This window comes from Micrococcus sp. M4NT, assembly GCF_033790745.1.
Taxonomy (GTDB): domain Bacteria; phylum Actinomycetota; class Actinomycetes; order Actinomycetales; family Micrococcaceae; genus Micrococcus.
On the sequence record NZ_JAMYEH010000001.1, the window covers coordinates 284,314 to 299,782 of the forward strand.

The following is a 15,469-nucleotide window of genomic DNA, read 5'->3' on the forward strand; positions in this document are numbered from 1 at the left end:
ACCATGAGCACCCCCACCCACACGCGCGAGATCCACCTCGCCTCCCGCCCCCACGGCGCCCCGACGCCGGAGAACTTCCGCCTCACGGAGGTCGAGCTCCCCGAGCTCGCCGAGGGCCAGGTCCTCGTGCGCAACACCGTGATGTCCGTGGACCCGTACATGCGCGGCCGCATGAACGACGTCGAGTCCTACGTGCCTCCGTTCCAGCTCGACGCCCCCCTCGACGGCGGCGCGGTGGGCACCGTGATCGCCTCGCGCCACGCGGACGTGCCGGAGGGCACGTCCGTGCTCCACGGCCTCGGCTGGCGCGAGCACGCCGTCCTCGACGGCGACACCGTCCAGGCCGTGGACACCTCCCAGTTCTCGGACAGCACCTACCTGGGCGTGCTGGGCATGACGGGTCTGACCGCCTACACCGGCCTCGTGCACGTGGCCGAGATGCAGGAGGGCGACGCCGTCTTCATCTCGGGCGCCGCGGGAGCCGTCGGCTCGGTCGCCGGCCAGATCGCCCGCCTGCTGGGCGCCTCGCGCGTGGTCGGCTCGGCGGGCACGCCCGAGAAGGTGGCGCGGGTGAAGGAGCTGGGCTTCGACGCCGCGTTCGACTACCACGACGGCTCGCCCACCGATCTGCTGGCCGAGGCGGCGCCGGAGGGAATCGACGTCTACTTCGACAACGTGGGCGGCGACCACCTCGAGGCCGCCATCGCCGCGATGCGGGTCGACGGCCGCGTGGCGATGTGCGGCGCGATCGCCCAGTACAACTCGACGGAGCCGCCGGCCGCCCCGCGCAACCTCGCCCTGGCGATCGGCAAGCGGCTGACCCTGCGCGGCTTCGTCCTGCAGAAGTACGCAGCGCAGGTCCGCCCCGAGTTCCTGGAGCGCGTGGGCCCGTGGGTCGCCGCCGGGAAGATCCAGTGGGATGAGACCGTCCGGGAGGGTCTGGAGAACGCACCCCAGGCGTTCATCGACCTGCTCGAGGGCGCCAACACGGGGAAGATGCTCGTCCGGCTGTGACGAGCGACGGCGCACTCGGGGGCGGCATGGACACCTTCCGGCATCAGGGCCTGACCTTCGACGTCCGGGACGGCGGGCCGGCCGAGGGGGAGGTGGTGCTGCTGCTGCACGGCTTCCCGCAGGACGCCACGTCCTGGAGTCATGTCGAGCCGCTGCTGCACGCCGCGGGGCTGCGCACCCTCGCCCCGGATCAGCGCGGCTACTCCCCGGGGGCCGCTCCGCGGGCGACGGCGGCCTACCGCCTCCCGGCGCTCGTGGGGGACGCCGTCGCACTGGCGGACGCGGCGGGGGCGCGGCGCGTCCACGTCGTCGGCCATGACTGGGGCGGCGCCGTCGCCTGGGCGCTGGCCACCGCCCACCCCGAGCGCGTCGCGTCCCTGACGGTCCTGTCCACGCCGCACCCGGCCGCCCTGGCCCGCGCCCTGCGTGGCCCGGACCAGCTGCGCCGCAGCTGGTACATCGCCGCCTTCCAGGCACCGGCCCTCCCCGAACGGATCCTCGCGCGACGGCTGGGTTCCCTGCTGCAGCGAGGGCAGGTCCCCGGGGCGGAGCACTACGCCCGCCGGTTCTCCACCCCGCAGAGCCTGCGCGGCCCGGTGAACTGGTACCGGGCGAACCCGGATCTGGTGAGCACCACGCGCAACGCGCCCGTGTCGGTCCCCACCACGTATGTGTGGGGCACTCGGGATGCGGCCTTGGGCCCGCGGGCCGCCGAGCTCACGGCGGGGCAGGTGGCGGGGGAGTACCGGTTCGTGGCGCTCGACGCGGACCACTGGCTGCCTGAGCGCGAGGCCGACGCCGTCGCCCGGGCGATCCTGGACCGGGTGCGCTGACCCGCGCTCGGCGCGCGGGCCGCTCCCGCCGGCTCAGCGCGGCCCGACGGCCTCGGTGATCCGGTTCAGCTGGTCCATGAGGACCTGGCGGTCGGCGGCGTCGAGGGGGATCCGGGTGAGTGCGTCCACCGGGACCGTCCGGGCGGACTCCCGCAGCGCTCGTCCCTCGTCCGTCAGCCGGACCAGCACGCGTCGCTCGTCGTGGACGTCGCGCTCCCGCGTGACGAGCCCCATGCCGGCGAGGCGCCGCACCAGGGGTGTGATCGTCCCGTTGTCCATGCCGAGCCGGTCCCGCAGCGCGCCGACCCCCAGTGCGCCGGCGGCGTCCGACGTCGACGCCTCCGTCTCAGCCGAGGCGTCACTCTCCACCTGCCACAGGGTGAGCATCACGAGGTACTGCGGGTAGGTGAGGCCGAGGCGGGAGAGCAGCGGGCCGTAGCCGCGCGTGACGGCGCGCGTCGCCCGGTGCAGGGCGAAGCAGAGCTGGTCCTCGAGGGCGAGGCTGGGGGTCGGCGCGGCATCCATGGGAGCATTCTAGTGGTCGCTGGGGAACAACTTGGTTGCGCGCGACCTGACCGGGTGGCAGGCTGGAGCCGACTCGTCCCGCACGGGGCGGGCGGATGAAAGGACCTCTCATGGAGACCATCTACACCGCCGAGGCGCTCAGCACCGGCGCCGGCCGCGACGGCCATGTCCGCACCACCGACGGGCGGGTCGACCTCGACCTCGCCGTGCCCACCGAGATGGGCGGCTCCGGCCAGGGCACCAACCCCGAGCAGCTGTTCGCCGCCGGCTACGCCGCGTGCTTCCACTCGGCCCTGCAGATGGTCGCCCGCGCCTCCCGTGCCGACATCACCGACTCCTCCGTCGGCGCGCGCGTGGGCATCGGCCGCCAGGGTGAGGGCTTCGGCCTGGAGGTCACCCTCGAGGTCGTGCTGCCCCATGTCCCCGCGGACCAGGCCCGCGCCCTCATGGAGCAGGCGCATCAGGTGTGCCCCTATTCGAACGCCACCCGGGGCAACATCGACGTCGTCCTCGAGCTCGGGGAGGCGTGATGACGAAGCGCCGGCAGTCCGCCCCCCTCTCGCAGACCGCCGCCCGCCTCGGCCTCGGCGGGTTCATGACCGCCGCGGGACTGTCCCACCTCACCGTGGCGCGCCGTGAGTTCCGCGCCCAGGTGCCCTCGTGGGTCCCGCTCCCGGCGGACCTCGTGGTGCTCGGATCCGGCGTGGCCGAGATCAGCCTCGGGGCCGCTCTGCTGGCGCTCCCCGGGCAGCGCCGCCTGACCGGCACCGCCCTGGCGGCCTTCTACACGGCGATCTACCCCGGGAACATCGGGCAGTACGCCGAGCGCAAGGACGGCTTCGGGCTGGACACCGATGGCCGCCGCCTGGCGCGGCTGTTCGGCCAGCCCGCCCTCATCGCGGCCGCCCTGTGGGCCGCGGGAATCCCCGAGCGGGAGCAGGGCGGGCGCGGCTGACGCCGTCGCCGGTCCTGTGGCCCTGGGCCGGCTCCGGGCACGTGCCCGGAGCCGGTGTGACGTCATCCCGCCGCGAGGCGCGGCCCCCTGTAGGGCGCCCCGTCGCAGGTGTCCCGCAGGTGTCTCGTCGGTGTCCCGTCCGGCGGGCCGTCAGCCTTGACGCATCGTCCCGGTCTCGAGGAAGCGCTGGTGCCAGGACAGGGCCTCGCCCAACAGGTGCGGGGTGTGCAGGCCGTCCGACCCGCGCATCGCGCGGTCGAAGTAGTCCCGCAGCTGCTCCCTGTAGTCCGGGTGGGCGCACTTGTCGATGACCACCCGGGCGCGCTGCTTGGGGGAGAGGCCGCGCAGGTCGGCCAGGCCCTGCTCGGTGACGAGCACGTGCACGTCGTGCTCGGTGTGGTCCACGTGGGAGACCATCGGCACGATGCAGGAGATCGCCCCGTTCTTCGCGACGGACGGCGTGAGGAAGAACGAGGTGAACGCGTTGCGGGCGAAGTCGCCGGAGCCGCCGAGGCCGTTCATCATCTTCGTGCCCATGAGGTGCGTGGAGTTCACGTTGCCGTAGAGGTCGGCCTCGAGCATGCCGTTCATCGCCAGGATGCCGAGGCGGCGCACGAGCTCCGGGTGGTTGGAGATCTCCTGGGTGCGGATGATGAGCTTGTCCCGGTACTGGTTCACGTGGGAGTTGAAGCGCTCGGCGGCCTCCGTGGAGAGCGAGAACGCCGTGCACGAGGCCATGGAGAGGGTTCCCGAGTCCAGCGCGTCGAGCATGCCGTCCTGCACCACCTCGGTGAAGGCGGTCAGCCCGTGGAAGCGGGACTTCACGAGTTCGGCCATCACGGCGTTCGCCACGTTGCCCACGCCCGACTGCAACGGCAGCAGGCGCTCGTCGTACCGGCCCTGGGCCACCTCGTGCTCGAAGAACTCCACGAGGTGCTGGGCGATGGCCACCGAGTCGGCGTCGGCGGGCTTGAACGCCGAGTTGCGGTCCGGCGCATGGGTCTCGACGACGGCCACCACCTTGGCCGGATCCACGCCGAAGTCCGTGACGCCGATGCGATCCGCCGGGTGGGTGATCCCGACCGGCTTGCGGTGCGGCGGCAGGGCGGTCTCGTAGTAGACGTCGTGCAGGCCGTCCAGGTCCTCGCTCTGCCACGAGTTCACCTCGAGGATCACCTGGTCTGCGAGGTCCAGCCAGGACTTGTTGTTGCCCACGGACGAGCTCGGCACGAGCCGGCCGTTCTCCCGGATCGCGGACACCTCGACCACGGCAGTGTGCATCGGGCCGTAGAAGCCCTCCCACACGGTCTGGGCCAGGTGGGAGAGGTGCGTGTCGATGTACTCGGTCTCGCCCGCGTTGATCCTCGCGCGCATCGTGGGGTCCGTGTTGAACGGGGTGCGCAGCGCGACGCCGTCGGCCTCGGCGAGCGCGCCGTCCATCTCCGTGGACGTGGAGGCGCCGGTGTGGAGGTTGATGCGGAAGTCCTCGCCGCGGGCGTGCGCGGCCTTGATGCGCTCGGCGAGAGCCATGGGCACGGCCTTCGGGTAGCCCGATCCGGTGAAGCCGCTCATGCCCACCGTGGTCCCCGGCTGGATGAACGCCGCCGCCTCCGCCGCGGACATCACCTTGGCCTTCAGTCCGGGATGATGGATGCGAGACGACATGGAGCCTCCAGGGGCGTGATGCGGACGAGGACGGGCAAGGGCCAGGGTACCTGTGCCAGGGTGTCGGCATGCGCTTCACCCAGGCCGAGCTCCAGGAGTTCCGCGACCGCACCGTGCCGGACCTGCTCCCGGACCCGCTGCGCCTGCTGTTCGTGGGCATCAACCCGAGCCTGTGGAGCGCCGCCACGGGCGCGCACTTCGGCCGACCCGGCAACCGCTTCTACCCGGCCCTGCACCGGGCCCGCATCACCTCGCACCTCATCGACGCCTCCGGCGGCTATCCCGACGTCGGCCTGGCCGAGCTCCGGGCGAAGGGCATCGGCATCTCCAACCTGGTCCCGCGGGCCACGGCCCGCGCCGACGAGCTCACGCGGGCCGAGCTCGAGGCCGCCCCCGCCCGGCTGGACGCCCTCGTCACCGCGCACGCGCCCGCCGCCGTCGCGGTGCTGGGGGTGACCTCCTACCGGACGGCGTTCGGCGTGCCGAAGGCGCGCCTGGGGGAGCAGGACTCGCCGTGGCCGAGCACCCGCCTGTTCGTGGCGCCGAATCCGAGCGGGCTCAATGCCCACGCGACGCTGGACTCGCTCGCCGCGGACTACCGGGTGATCGCCAGCGCGGCGGGGACCCTGTAGACGAGGTCAGCTGCGCGCCCGAGTCTGGGCGAAGGACGCAGACCACCGCCATCCGTGGCAGCAGGCAGACGCATCGGCGCCTCACCGCTCCGGCGTCGGAACGTCGGTCCCGTCGTGGTCAGCGAGATCCGGCAGACGCTCGCGCCGCGGATGGCCCGGTGAGCCGAGACGGCACGGGAGGGGCCGCTAGCCTGGTCCCGACGCCGACGCCGACGCCGACGCCGACGCCGACGCCGACGCCGACGCCGCCGCCCCGCGAGGAGAGCCATGCTCCAGCCCCACCAGCACGCGCCGCAGTTCCTCCGCACCATGGCGGACGGCACGATCAAGCAGGTCAACCCGTTCAGCGGCACCGAGGTGTGGACCGTCCCGGGGCGGGCCAACCGCCCGCTGGGGCTCGCGCGGCCGGAGCCGAGACCCCTCGATCCGGCTGAGCACGACCGTCACTGCGCGTTCTGCGCGGGGCGATACCTGGAGACCCCGCCGGAGAAGGCCCGCGTCGTCCGCGGCGCGGGAGGGTCCTTCGAGACCCTCGCCGGCCTCGGTGCTGAGCACCTCTTCGACACCGTCGCCGCGTTCCGCCGGGTCCCCAACCTCTTCGAGATCCTCAGCTACGACTACTGGCGCGCCAACTACGGCTACGAGCTCACGACGGCGGCGCGGCGCCACCGCGATGACTACCTCGCCTCGGAGGCCGGCCGGGCCCACGTGCGCGCCGTCGTCGAGACGAAGCTGCGGGCAGCGGGGAGGAGCCCTGACGAGATCGACGCGATGTCCGAGGACGAGACGATCGATGCGGCCTCGGGGTTCTTCGGCGGCGGGCACGACGTGATCATCGCCCGGCGCCACTACGTGGACGGCGCCGCGGACGACCACCGGCTGGCCAGCGCCGGCACGCTGACCCTGGACGAGCACCACGCGTTCATCGCCTTCACCGCGGAGGCCGCCCGCGCGCTGTACGAGGCCAACCGCGACGTCCGCTACGTCTCGGTGTTCCAGAACTGGCTCAAGCCCGCCGGCGCCTCCTTCGACCACCTGCACAAGCAGCTGGTGGCCATCGACGAGCGTGGAGCGCAGAACGAGGCGGTGCTCGCGCGGCTGCGCGCCGACCCGAACGTCTTCAACGAGGACGCCGTCAACTACGCGGCCAGCCACAGCCTGGTGATCGCGGAGAACGAGCACGCCGTCATGCTCGCCGGCTTCGGGCACCGCTACCCGACCCTCGAGGTGTACTCCAAGAGCGCGGAGTCGGATCCGTGGGCCCAGGCGCCCGAGGAGCTGCGCGGCATGTCCGACCTGCTCCACGCCGCCCACGCCGCGACCGGCGCGGACGTGCCCTGCAACGAGGAGTGGCACACCCGCCCGGCCGACGTCGAGGCCGGCATGCCGTGGCGGGTGTGCCTCAAGTGGCGTGTCTCCACGCTGGCCGGCTTCGAGGGCGCGACGAAGATCAACGTCAACGCGATCAGCCCGTACGGCGTGCGAGACCGCGTGGTGGACCGGCTCTTCTCCCTCCGGGCCGAGGGGACGGTGGCGCCGGACGTGCTGATCGCCGCCGAGGCGCCGTGCCGGCCGAACATGCTGCGCTACGCCAGGCGGTAGGGGCGGGCCGTCCCCTCGCGTAGCGTGGACCCCATGGCCCGCCAGCTCCAGCGCTACCGTGAGATCGCCCACGTCATGTCCCGGAACGGCCTCTACGCGACGGCCGTGCAGGCCGGGCTCGGCCGCTGGCTGCCGGCCACGGACCGGCAGGCTCACCTGGGAGGCGTCGACGCCGCCGCCCGCCCCGAGCTCGTGGTGCGCACCTTCGAGGAGCTCGGGACCACGTTCGTGAAGCTGGGCCAGCTGATCTCGACCCGGCCCGACCTCTTCCCGGAGAGCTACTGCCGTGCGTTCGCCCGGTTGACGGACAGCACCACCCCGATCCCGTTCGAGGCGCTCGCCGAGACCGTGCGCGAGGACTTCGGGGCCTCCGTGGACGAGATCTTCGCGTGGTTCGACACGACGCCGCTGGCGACCGCCTCGATCGGCCAGGCGCACCTGGCGCGGCTGCGGGACGGGCGCGACGTCGTCGTGAAGATCCGCAAGCCCGGCGTGGTGGAGGAGGTCCAGACCGACCTGGAGATCCTGCGGACGCTGGCCGGGCGCCTCTCCCGCGCCTTCCAGACGCTGCAGGACATGGACATCGTGGGAATGGTGGAGCAGTTCGACCGCTCCCTGCGGGCCGAGCTGGACTACCTGGTGGAGGCGCGGGCGTGCGAGGAGATCGCGGCCAACTTCGCGGGCACTCCGGGCGTGCGCTTCCCGTGGATCGACTGGGAGACCACGTCCTCGCGCGTGCTGACCATGCAGCGCCTCTCCGGCCTGCGGGTGGACGACGTCGACGCCCTGGACGCCGCCGGCGTGGACCGCGAGGACCTCGCCTACCGCGCCGCCGACGTCCTGCTGCGCATGGTGTTCGAGCACGGGGTGTTCCACGCGGATCCTCACGCGGGCAACCTGTTCATCGAGTCCGACGGCACGATCGGGTTCATCGACTTCGGCTCCGTCGGCCGGATCAGCCCCGCTGTCCGACGCCAGTTCGCCCGCATGGCGATGGCGTTCGCGAGCCAGGACACCGACGGGCTCGTGCGGGGGCTCCTGGAGATCGCGCCTCCGCGAGGCACCGTGGACCGGCGCCGCCTGCGCTGGGAGGTCTTCCGCATCACCTCCCGCCTCGACGGCACCGAGCTCGCGGAGATCCGCGTGGACCAGATCGTCTCCCAGGTCTTCGCGATCGTGCGGCACCACCGGCTGGCGCTGCCGCCGGAGCTCGTGCAGCTGTGCCGGATGCTGATCATCGTGGACGGCGTCGGCGTGCGGCTCCACCCGGGCTTCGACTACTCCTTCGTCCTCACCCCGTTCGCCGCGCGCATGGCCGGGGAGCACCTGAATCCCCGGCGCCTCGCCGCACGCGCGGCCGGCGCTGCCGCGGCCGCGGCCGAGCTCGGCTTCGACCTGCCCGGGTACGCGCGCAAGTTCCTCGAGCGCCTTGACGACGGCGGCGTGGACGTGAACCTCAAGACCGGCGAGCTCGAGCCCCTCGTCGCCCGCGTCGAGCGCACGGGGGACCGGATCGTGGCCGCGATGGTGGTGGCCGCGATGATCTCCGGCGGCACCAACGTGCTCGTGGCCTACAAGGACCAGCTCGGCCGGTACGCGGCGCCCGTGGTCGCCGCCGGAGGAGCCGCGCTCACCGGCGGCAGCGTCTACCTGGCGTGGACCGGGCGTCCGCGGCGCAAGCCCCGGCGCTGAGGGCGGTGTCGCGCCGAGCGGAGGAGGCCGACGCCCCGCCGATCCCCTCGCTCGCCGAGGTCGAATGGATGCGGCAGGGGCGCAGCGCCCCCGAGCACCCCTCGAGTGAGCGTCCCACCGCGAGCCGGCAGGACGCGGCCGCCACGTCGAACTCGCTGTGCAGGCGTGTGCGTCCCTCCGCAAGGGAGTACCGGCGCCGTGTGCGGCTGACGCGCTGGGCCGTCGTCGTCTTGCCCACCGAGGTGCTCTCGAAGGCGAGGGTGCGCCGGTCGACACCGGCGGTGCCCTCCAGCACCTCGGCCCGGTCGTAGGGTGGGTGACCATGGTCACCCGCACGCTGCCGCAGCTCACCCCCGCCCGCCTCCGCGAGATCGCCCCCTACCTCTCCCGATGGCTCGCCACGCAGGTGGAGACCCGCCAGGTCCCGGGCGCTCAGGTCGCCGTCCGGATCGGGGACGAGCTGGTCCTCTCCGAGGCGTTCGGCGTCGCGGACGAGTCCTCGGGCGATCCCCTCACCACGGACCACCTCTTCCGGGTGGCCAGTCACTCCAAGACGTTCACCGCCGTCGCCGTGCTGCGCCTCGTCGAGGACGGTCGCCTGCGGCTGGACGACACCGTGGCCGACCTCCTCCCGCGCTGCGCGGACACCCCCCTCGCAGGCGCCACCGTCCGCGAGCTGCTCAGCCATACCTCCGGCGCGATCCGCGACGGCGTGGACGCCGACTTCTGGGTGCTCGACAAGGACTTCCTCGACCCGGATGCCCTCCTCGCGGTCGTCCGGGAGCACGGCGCCGCCTATGCCCCGCAGGAGCACTTCAAGTACTCGAACATCGGCTACGGGGTCCTCGGCGCGATCATCGAGCAGGTCACGGGCCGGGACTACGCCGAGCACGTGGCGGACGACGTCGTCGCGCGCCTGGGCCTGACGGACACCCATCCCGAGCTCACGGACGAGCTCGACCGCCGTGCCGCCGTCGGCCACACCCGCGCGCACGGCACGGGCCGCGACCGCCGGCGCGTGACCATCGACCAGGCCACCACCGGCGCGCTCGCGGCCGCCACCGGCTTCGTCTCCCGCGCCGAGGAGCTCAGCAGGTTCTTCGGCGCCCTCGCGCTGGGGCGCAGGGAGCTCCTCACCGACCGCACCCTGCGCCTCATGCACCGCCCCGAGGCCACGTTCGAGCGCGGCACCGGCACGGGCACCTACGGACTCGGCCTCATCGGAACGACGGTGGGGGAGCGGCGGATGGTCGGCCACTCGGGCGGGTTCCCCGGGCAGATCACCCGCACGCTCGTGGACCCGACGGACGGGCTCGCGGTCTGCGTCCTCACCAACGCGGTGGACGGGCCGGCCGAGGCGCTCGCCGTCGGGCTCGTTCAGCTCGTGGACCTGCTCACGGCGCCCGCCGCGGACTGGCAGGCCCTGCCCGACGGCGTCGCACCCGCCGATCTGGACCGCCTCACCGGCCACTACGTCTCGCTGTGGGGCGAGATGGACATCGTGCGCGGCGGTGACCGGCTCGTCCGCCTCGACCCCACCACCCCCGGCCCCCTCGACGCGAAGGAGGAGCTGCGCGCCCTGGACGCCACCACGCTGCGCGTGGAGGACACGGACGGCTTCGGCGCCGCGGGGGAGCGCATCCCCTTCGAGCTCGACGACGACGGGCGTGTCACCCGGGTGCGCGTCACCGGCGTCAGCAGCTGGCCCGCGGAGGCGTTCCTGGCCCGGCGCGGCGAGCACTGGGCGCGGGGGGACGCCGGGTCCGCCCAGGAGTGAGGCGCGCCGACCGACCGCGAGCTCCATGAGTGACGGATCTTGCGCGGCCGGCACGGCCCTCCACGCGGGGAATTCGGGCCGGAAGGGAGCAGACTTCTGCCCATGAGTCACACCGGCCTCGAGGAAGCACCCAGGACGACGTCGCAGGACGGAGGCGGCGAGGGCCTGCTGACCGTCCTCATCGCCCTCGGCGTGAACGCGGCGATCGCGATCGTGAAGTCGGTGGTCGGCGCGATCACCGGATCGGCGGCCATGGTCGCGGAGGCCGCGCACTCGTGGGCGGACGCCGGCAACGAGGTCTTCCTGCTCCTCGCTGAGAAGCGGGCGGTCAAGGCCGCGGACGAGCGGCACCCCCTCGGCTACGGCCGCGCCGCCTACGTGTGGTCCATGGTCGCGGCGTTCGGCCTGTTCGCCGTCGGCGCCGCCGTCTCCGTGTGGCACGGCATCTCGGTGTGGGGCGTGGACGAGGGGGAGTCGGACTACACGCTCGCGTACATCGTGCTCGCCGTCGCCTTCGTGCTCGAGGGCTACTCCTTCCTCAACGCGCATCGCCGCGTGAACAGGGACGCCGAGGAACGGCGCATCAGCCGCTTCCAGTTCCTCCAGCGCACCTCCGACCCCACGCTCCGTGCGGTGTGGGTGGAGGACGCCTCGGCCCTCACGGGCCTCGTGATCGCCGCGGCGGCCATGTTCCTGCACCAGGTCACGGGCGACGCCCGCTGGGACGCCGTCGGCTCCATCCTCGTGGGCGTCCTGCTCGGCGTCGTGGCGGTCTTCCTGCTCGCCCGCAACATGGCGTTCCTCGTCGGCGAGGTGGGTGACCCGGCCGTGCGCGCCCGCGCGCTGCGCTGGCTCCAGGAGCGGCCCGAGGTCGTCTCGGTCAGCTACCTGCACCTCGAGTACGTCGGGCCGGAGCGCATGCTCATCGTGGGGGCGGTGGACCTGGCCGGGGACGAGCGTGAGAGTGAGGCCGCGGTGATGCTGCAGCGCGTCGAGGACACCCTGCTCGAGCACCCGAACGTCGCCGCGGTCGTGCTCTCGCTCTCCAACCCGGGCCACGCCCCGCTGGCCCTGGACGAGGGCTGAGGGTCTCCGCGCGTCAGCGCTCAGTGCGTCTCAGGGCGCCGGCGCGCCTGCTTGACCTCGCCGCGCTGCCGCTTCGCCTCGAGGCGGCGGCGCTGGGACCCGCGCGTGGGCTTCGTGGGCCGGCGGGGCACGGGCGGAGCGATCGCGTCCCGGACCAGACCGGCGAGGCGCTCGCGGGCGGCCGCGCGGTTGCGCCGCTGAGAGCGGTGCTCGTGAGCCTCGACGGTCAGGACCGTTCCGTGCAGCCTCGTGGCCAGGCGGTCCAGTACCCGCGCGCGCTGGGCCTCGTCGAGCGCTGTAGTCGTGGCGAGGTCGAGGCTGAGCTGGACGCGGGAGTCCGCGGTGTTCACGCCCTGCCCGCCCGGCCCCGACGCGTGGGAGAACCGCTCCGTCAGCTCGTCGGCGGGCACCCGGAGCCCGCGCGGTGCGCCGGGGCCGGGGCGGACGCGCAGCTCATCCACGGAGCCGCCCGGAATCGGCTCGCCGGGCCCAGGCGGGGGCGGGGCGCCGTCGGCGCGGGGTCAGGGGGTGCATCCACCCAGGATCCCACCGGCCCTCTCCGGGCGCCACGACGGCGCGGGCTCTCTGGTCCGCGGACCTGCCGACGGGGGCCGTGCGGCGCACCGGGGAGGCGGCCACGCCTGTTAGCGTTCGTGCTGGGCGGGCCGTGAGCGGACGGCCCGCCGTCGGCCACGCACGAGGGGACAGGACCGTCATGAGGAAGACCACCACGATCGCCGCACTGGGACTGGCGGGGGCGCTCACGCTCTCCGGCTGCGGGATGTTCGAGCCGAAGCCGGACGAGGTCCTGCGCTCCGCCTTCGAGGACGTCGACGCACAGAAGCAGCGCCGCACCGAGATCCGCACCACGGCGAGCGAAGAGCAGCTGCGCTCCGCGATGGAGTCCGCCGACGGAGCGATGTCCCCCGAGGACCGCGAGTCGCTCGACCGTGTGATCGCCACGCTCCGGGACACCACGGTCGTGATGGACGTGCGCAGCACCACGGACCAGACGCTCGGCACCCTCGCCCGGCCGGAGGACATGGACTGGGGCATGGACGTGAAGGTGAAGGACTCCATGGTCCTCCAGGCGCTCGAGACCGGGGACATGGACCTGTTCGTCCGGGCGGACCTGCCGGCGCTCATGCGGCTGAGCGGCAGCGCAGAGGCCCCGACGCTCGCGGAGATGCAGAGCCAGCTCGACTCGATCCCCTCCGGCATGGAGTGGATGCGCACCCTGGTCACCGGCGGGTGGCTCGGTCTCGACAGCACCCTGGCCGAGCAGGTCACCCAGGGCCTCGAGGAGCAGGCCGGCGTGGACACGGAGGGCCTCACGGGGGAGGAGCGGCAGCAGCTGCAGGACGCCCTCCTGGACCACAGCGACACGGAGAAGGTGGAGGACGGCCGCTACCGCATGCGCCTGCGCGTGAAGGAGTACGTCGAGGCGAACAAGGACCTCGTGGGCAAGCACCTCGCCGCGCAGAGCGGCGAGGAGACCCCGGACGTGGACGAGCTGCTCGCCCGGCTCAACGACGGCACCCTGGACATGGTCTACACCGTGGAGGACACCGTGATGCGTCGGGTCGAGACGGACCCGATGCAGTTCGCCGACCTGATGGAGCCGGCGGCGGACGCCACGGAGGAGGAGCGGCAGCAGCTCCAGCGCCTGCGCGACTCCGAGATGCCCATCGCCCTGGACCTCTCCGAGGACGTGCGGGACTTCGCGGTGCCGGACGGCGCCGTGCGCCTCACGCAGCAGGACCTCATGATGCTCTCGCTCATGACGAGCGGCGCCCTGCCGTCCTGACGGCCCTCGCACCGGCGCCCTCCTGACGTGCCCCATGTGCGGCCACGAATGGTCCGCCGAGGAGGGCGACGCACCCGCGGAGGCCGAGGCCGCCGTCGTGACCCGGGACGCGGTGGGCAATCCGCTGGCCGACGGGGACGACGTGACGATCGCGAAGGACCTCAAGGTCAAGGGCGGCGCCGGGATCAAGGCGGGCACGAAGGTGCGCGGCATCCGCCTGCTGGAGTCGCCTGTGGACGGCCACGACATCGCGGCGAAGGTGCCGGGCGCGGGCCAGATGTACCTGAAGTCCTCGGTGGTGAAGAAGGCGTGAGCGGCCCCGCCGGCGCCGCGCGCGGACTGGTGCACGTCGTCCTCGCCGAGCCTCGGATGCCCCACGCCACGAGCCACGGGTCCAGGGGCAGCAGGCCGATGGCCACGGTGACCGTGCAGTCGAACGCGCGCGTCGTGGGCAGGTCCCGTCACTTCGCCTCGGCGTAGGACCCCATGCTCGCCACGGTGAGCGGGAAGTCCACGGGTGCCTGCCCGAACAGCAGGCGCCCCGCCGCCGTCGCCGCGTCCGCCACGAGGGCGCGCACCGCCTCGGCCTCCTCCGCGGGTCCGTGGAGGACCACCTCGTCGTGCACGAAGAACACCAGCTGCGTGGCCATCCCCGCGGCCCGCAGCCGCCGGCGGATCTCGCCCATCCAGCACAGCGCCCACTCGGCCGCGGTGCCCTGCACCACGAAGTTGCGCGTGAAGCGCCCGGCCGAGCGCCGCCGACGTCGGACCGAGGACTCGGCCGCCTGCGTGGACACGTCCGCCACCGACTCGAGCCATTCCTCATCCGGCGCCGGCGACCAGCGGCCCAGCCACGTGGAGACCTGACCCCCGGCCTCGCCCACCGCGGCCGCGCGCTCGAGCAGGCCGATCGCGGCCGGGTAGAGGCGGCGCAGGTGCGGCATGAGCGCGGCGGAGTCGCCCGTCGTCGCCCCGTACATCGCCCCGAGCAGCGCCACCTTGGCGCGGGCGCGGTCGGCCAGCGCGGTGCCCGCGGCGCGTCCCTGCTCGGCGACCTCGCGGTACAGGTCCGGGGTGGTGCCGGCCCGGGCAAGCGCTTCGTCGCGGGCCATCGCCGCGAGGATCCGCGGCTCCACCTGGGAGGCGTCGGCCACCGTGAGGGTCCAGCCGGGATCCGCGCGCACGGCGTCTCGCACTCCGGAGGGCACCTGCATGGCGCCGCCCCCGTGGGCCGCCCAGCGGCCGGTGACGACGCCGCCCACCAGGTAGGTGGCGTGGAAGCGGCCGTCCTGGCCCACCCACTGGTCCAGCCAGTGCCAGCCGTTGGCGGTCCAGAGGCGGGCGAGCGCCTTGTACTCCATCACGGGCGCCAGGAGCGCGGCCCGCTCCTGGCGCGCCGCCCCGCCCTGCTCGATCCACCGGTTCAGCTCCCACTGCCGCGTGGACTCCACGGTGACTCCGGCCGTCTGCAGGGCCCGCAGGAGCGTGGGCTGCGAGTCCGGATTCATGCCGGGGGCCCCGAGGGCCGCGCCGATCCGCTCGGCGAGCGCCTGCAGCCGCGCAGGGCGCTCCCCCTCGGGCGGGCGGGGCCCCAGCTGCTCCGCCAGCAGGGCTTCGTGCACGGGCCGGCTCCACGGCAGGCCGGCGGCGCGGATCTCCGCGGCCACGAGGGCCCCCTGGGACTCGGCGGCCACGAGCAGGCGCAGCCGGTGGGGGTGCGCCGAGTGCTCGACCGCCGCGCGCTGGGCTCTCAGCTCCGCGGCAAGCATGAGCGCCGGCAGGTCCGCCCGGACGAACAGGTCCATGTCCCCGGTCTCGAGCGCCTGGAGGACCATGGAGTCCTTCACCTTCACGTCCATGCCCCAGTCCATGTCCTCCGGC

Annotated in this window: 15 protein-coding genes; 11 read left to right on the plus strand and 4 right to left on the minus strand. The window is 73.4% G+C overall.

Going from position 1 to position 15,469, the window contains the following annotated elements; all coding sequences use genetic code 11:
- The first annotated feature begins 3 nt into the window (after positions 1-3).
- Together NJC10_RS01435 and NJC10_RS01440 are read left to right on the plus strand one after the other, a co-directional pair.
- On the plus strand, positions 4-1,014 hold the full coding sequence (locus NJC10_RS01435; RefSeq protein WP_298711919.1) for an NADP-dependent oxidoreductase: 1,011 nt from the start codon (positions 4-6) through the stop codon (positions 1,012-1,014).
- The gene (locus NJC10_RS01440; RefSeq protein ID WP_319074153.1) at positions 1,011-1,847 is read left to right on the plus strand and encodes an alpha/beta fold hydrolase; all 837 of its coding nucleotides are present in this window, start codon (positions 1,011-1,013) and stop codon (positions 1,845-1,847) included. The genes NJC10_RS01435 and NJC10_RS01440 overlap by 4 nt, the downstream gene beginning before the upstream one ends.
- A gap of 33 nt (positions 1,848-1,880) precedes the next feature.
- Here the strand turns inward: NJC10_RS01440 and NJC10_RS01445 are convergent, their stop codons facing one another.
- Positions 1,881-2,372 (minus strand): MarR family transcriptional regulator, encoded by a 492-nt coding sequence (locus tag NJC10_RS01445; protein ID WP_319074154.1) that lies wholly within the window; start codon positions 2,370-2,372, stop codon positions 1,881-1,883.
- A gap of 110 nt (positions 2,373-2,482) precedes the next feature.
- Between NJC10_RS01445 and NJC10_RS01450 the strand changes: the two genes are divergently transcribed.
- Entirely contained in the window at positions 2,483-2,902 is a 420-nt protein-coding gene (locus tag NJC10_RS01450) for an organic hydroperoxide resistance protein (protein WP_017487949.1), read from the plus strand.
- Positions 2,902-3,327: a hypothetical protein gene (locus NJC10_RS01455; RefSeq protein ID WP_319074156.1), complete on the plus strand. Its 426-nt coding sequence runs from the start codon at positions 2,902-2,904 to the stop codon at positions 3,325-3,327. The genes NJC10_RS01450 and NJC10_RS01455 overlap by 1 nt, the downstream gene beginning before the upstream one ends.
- A gap of 150 nt (positions 3,328-3,477) precedes the next feature.
- On the opposite strand, the gene NJC10_RS01460 is transcribed toward NJC10_RS01455, so the two are convergent.
- Positions 3,478-4,992: an acetyl-CoA hydrolase/transferase family protein gene (locus NJC10_RS01460; RefSeq protein WP_319074157.1), complete on the minus strand. Its 1,515-nt coding sequence runs from the start codon at positions 4,990-4,992 to the stop codon at positions 3,478-3,480.
- Between the two features lie 68 nt (positions 4,993-5,060).
- Between NJC10_RS01460 and NJC10_RS01465 the strand changes: the two genes are divergently transcribed.
- From NJC10_RS01465 to NJC10_RS01485, 5 genes are all read left to right on the plus strand, one after another.
- Positions 5,061-5,624, plus strand: a complete 564-nt coding sequence (locus tag NJC10_RS01465; protein ID WP_319074158.1) for a mismatch-specific DNA-glycosylase — start codon at positions 5,061-5,063, stop codon at positions 5,622-5,624.
- A gap of 267 nt (positions 5,625-5,891) precedes the next feature.
- Positions 5,892-7,226 carry a DUF4921 family protein gene (locus NJC10_RS01470; RefSeq protein ID WP_319074159.1) on the plus strand — a complete coding sequence of 445 codons (1,335 nt, stop codon included), beginning with the start codon at positions 5,892-5,894 and terminating at the stop codon, positions 7,224-7,226.
- A gap of 33 nt (positions 7,227-7,259) precedes the next feature.
- Positions 7,260-8,918, plus strand: coding sequence for an ABC1 kinase family protein (locus tag NJC10_RS01475; protein ID WP_319074161.1), 1,659 nt, complete (start codon positions 7,260-7,262; stop codon positions 8,916-8,918).
- A gap of 322 nt (positions 8,919-9,240) precedes the next feature.
- Positions 9,241-10,695, plus strand: coding sequence for a serine hydrolase domain-containing protein (locus NJC10_RS01480; protein ID WP_319074163.1), 1,455 nt, complete (start codon positions 9,241-9,243; stop codon positions 10,693-10,695).
- 102 nt (positions 10,696-10,797) lie between these two features.
- Positions 10,798-11,781 (plus strand): cation diffusion facilitator family transporter, encoded by a 984-nt coding sequence (locus NJC10_RS01485; RefSeq protein WP_319074164.1) that lies wholly within the window; start codon positions 10,798-10,800, stop codon positions 11,779-11,781.
- A gap of 20 nt (positions 11,782-11,801) precedes the next feature.
- On the opposite strand, the gene arfB is transcribed toward NJC10_RS01485, so the two are convergent.
- Positions 11,802-12,242, minus strand: a complete 441-nt coding sequence (gene arfB / locus NJC10_RS01490; protein ID WP_319074166.1) for an alternative ribosome rescue aminoacyl-tRNA hydrolase ArfB — start codon at positions 12,240-12,242, stop codon at positions 11,802-11,804.
- A gap of 254 nt (positions 12,243-12,496) precedes the next feature.
- On the opposite strand from arfB, the gene NJC10_RS01495 reads away from it, so the two are divergent.
- On the plus strand, positions 12,497-13,588 hold the full coding sequence (locus NJC10_RS01495) for a hypothetical protein (RefSeq protein ID WP_319074167.1): 1,092 nt from the start codon (positions 12,497-12,499) through the stop codon (positions 13,586-13,588).
- Between the two features lie 34 nt (positions 13,589-13,622).
- Entirely contained in the window at positions 13,623-13,901 is a 279-nt protein-coding gene (locus NJC10_RS01500) for an alkylphosphonate utilization protein (RefSeq protein WP_404465633.1), read from the plus strand.
- 148 nt (positions 13,902-14,049) lie between these two features.
- On the opposite strand, the gene NJC10_RS01505 is transcribed toward NJC10_RS01500, so the two are convergent.
- Positions 14,050-15,469, minus strand: a 1,420-nt coding sequence (locus tag NJC10_RS01505) for a bifunctional 3'-5' exonuclease/DNA polymerase (protein ID WP_319074169.1), incomplete at its 5' end; no start/stop codon positions are given.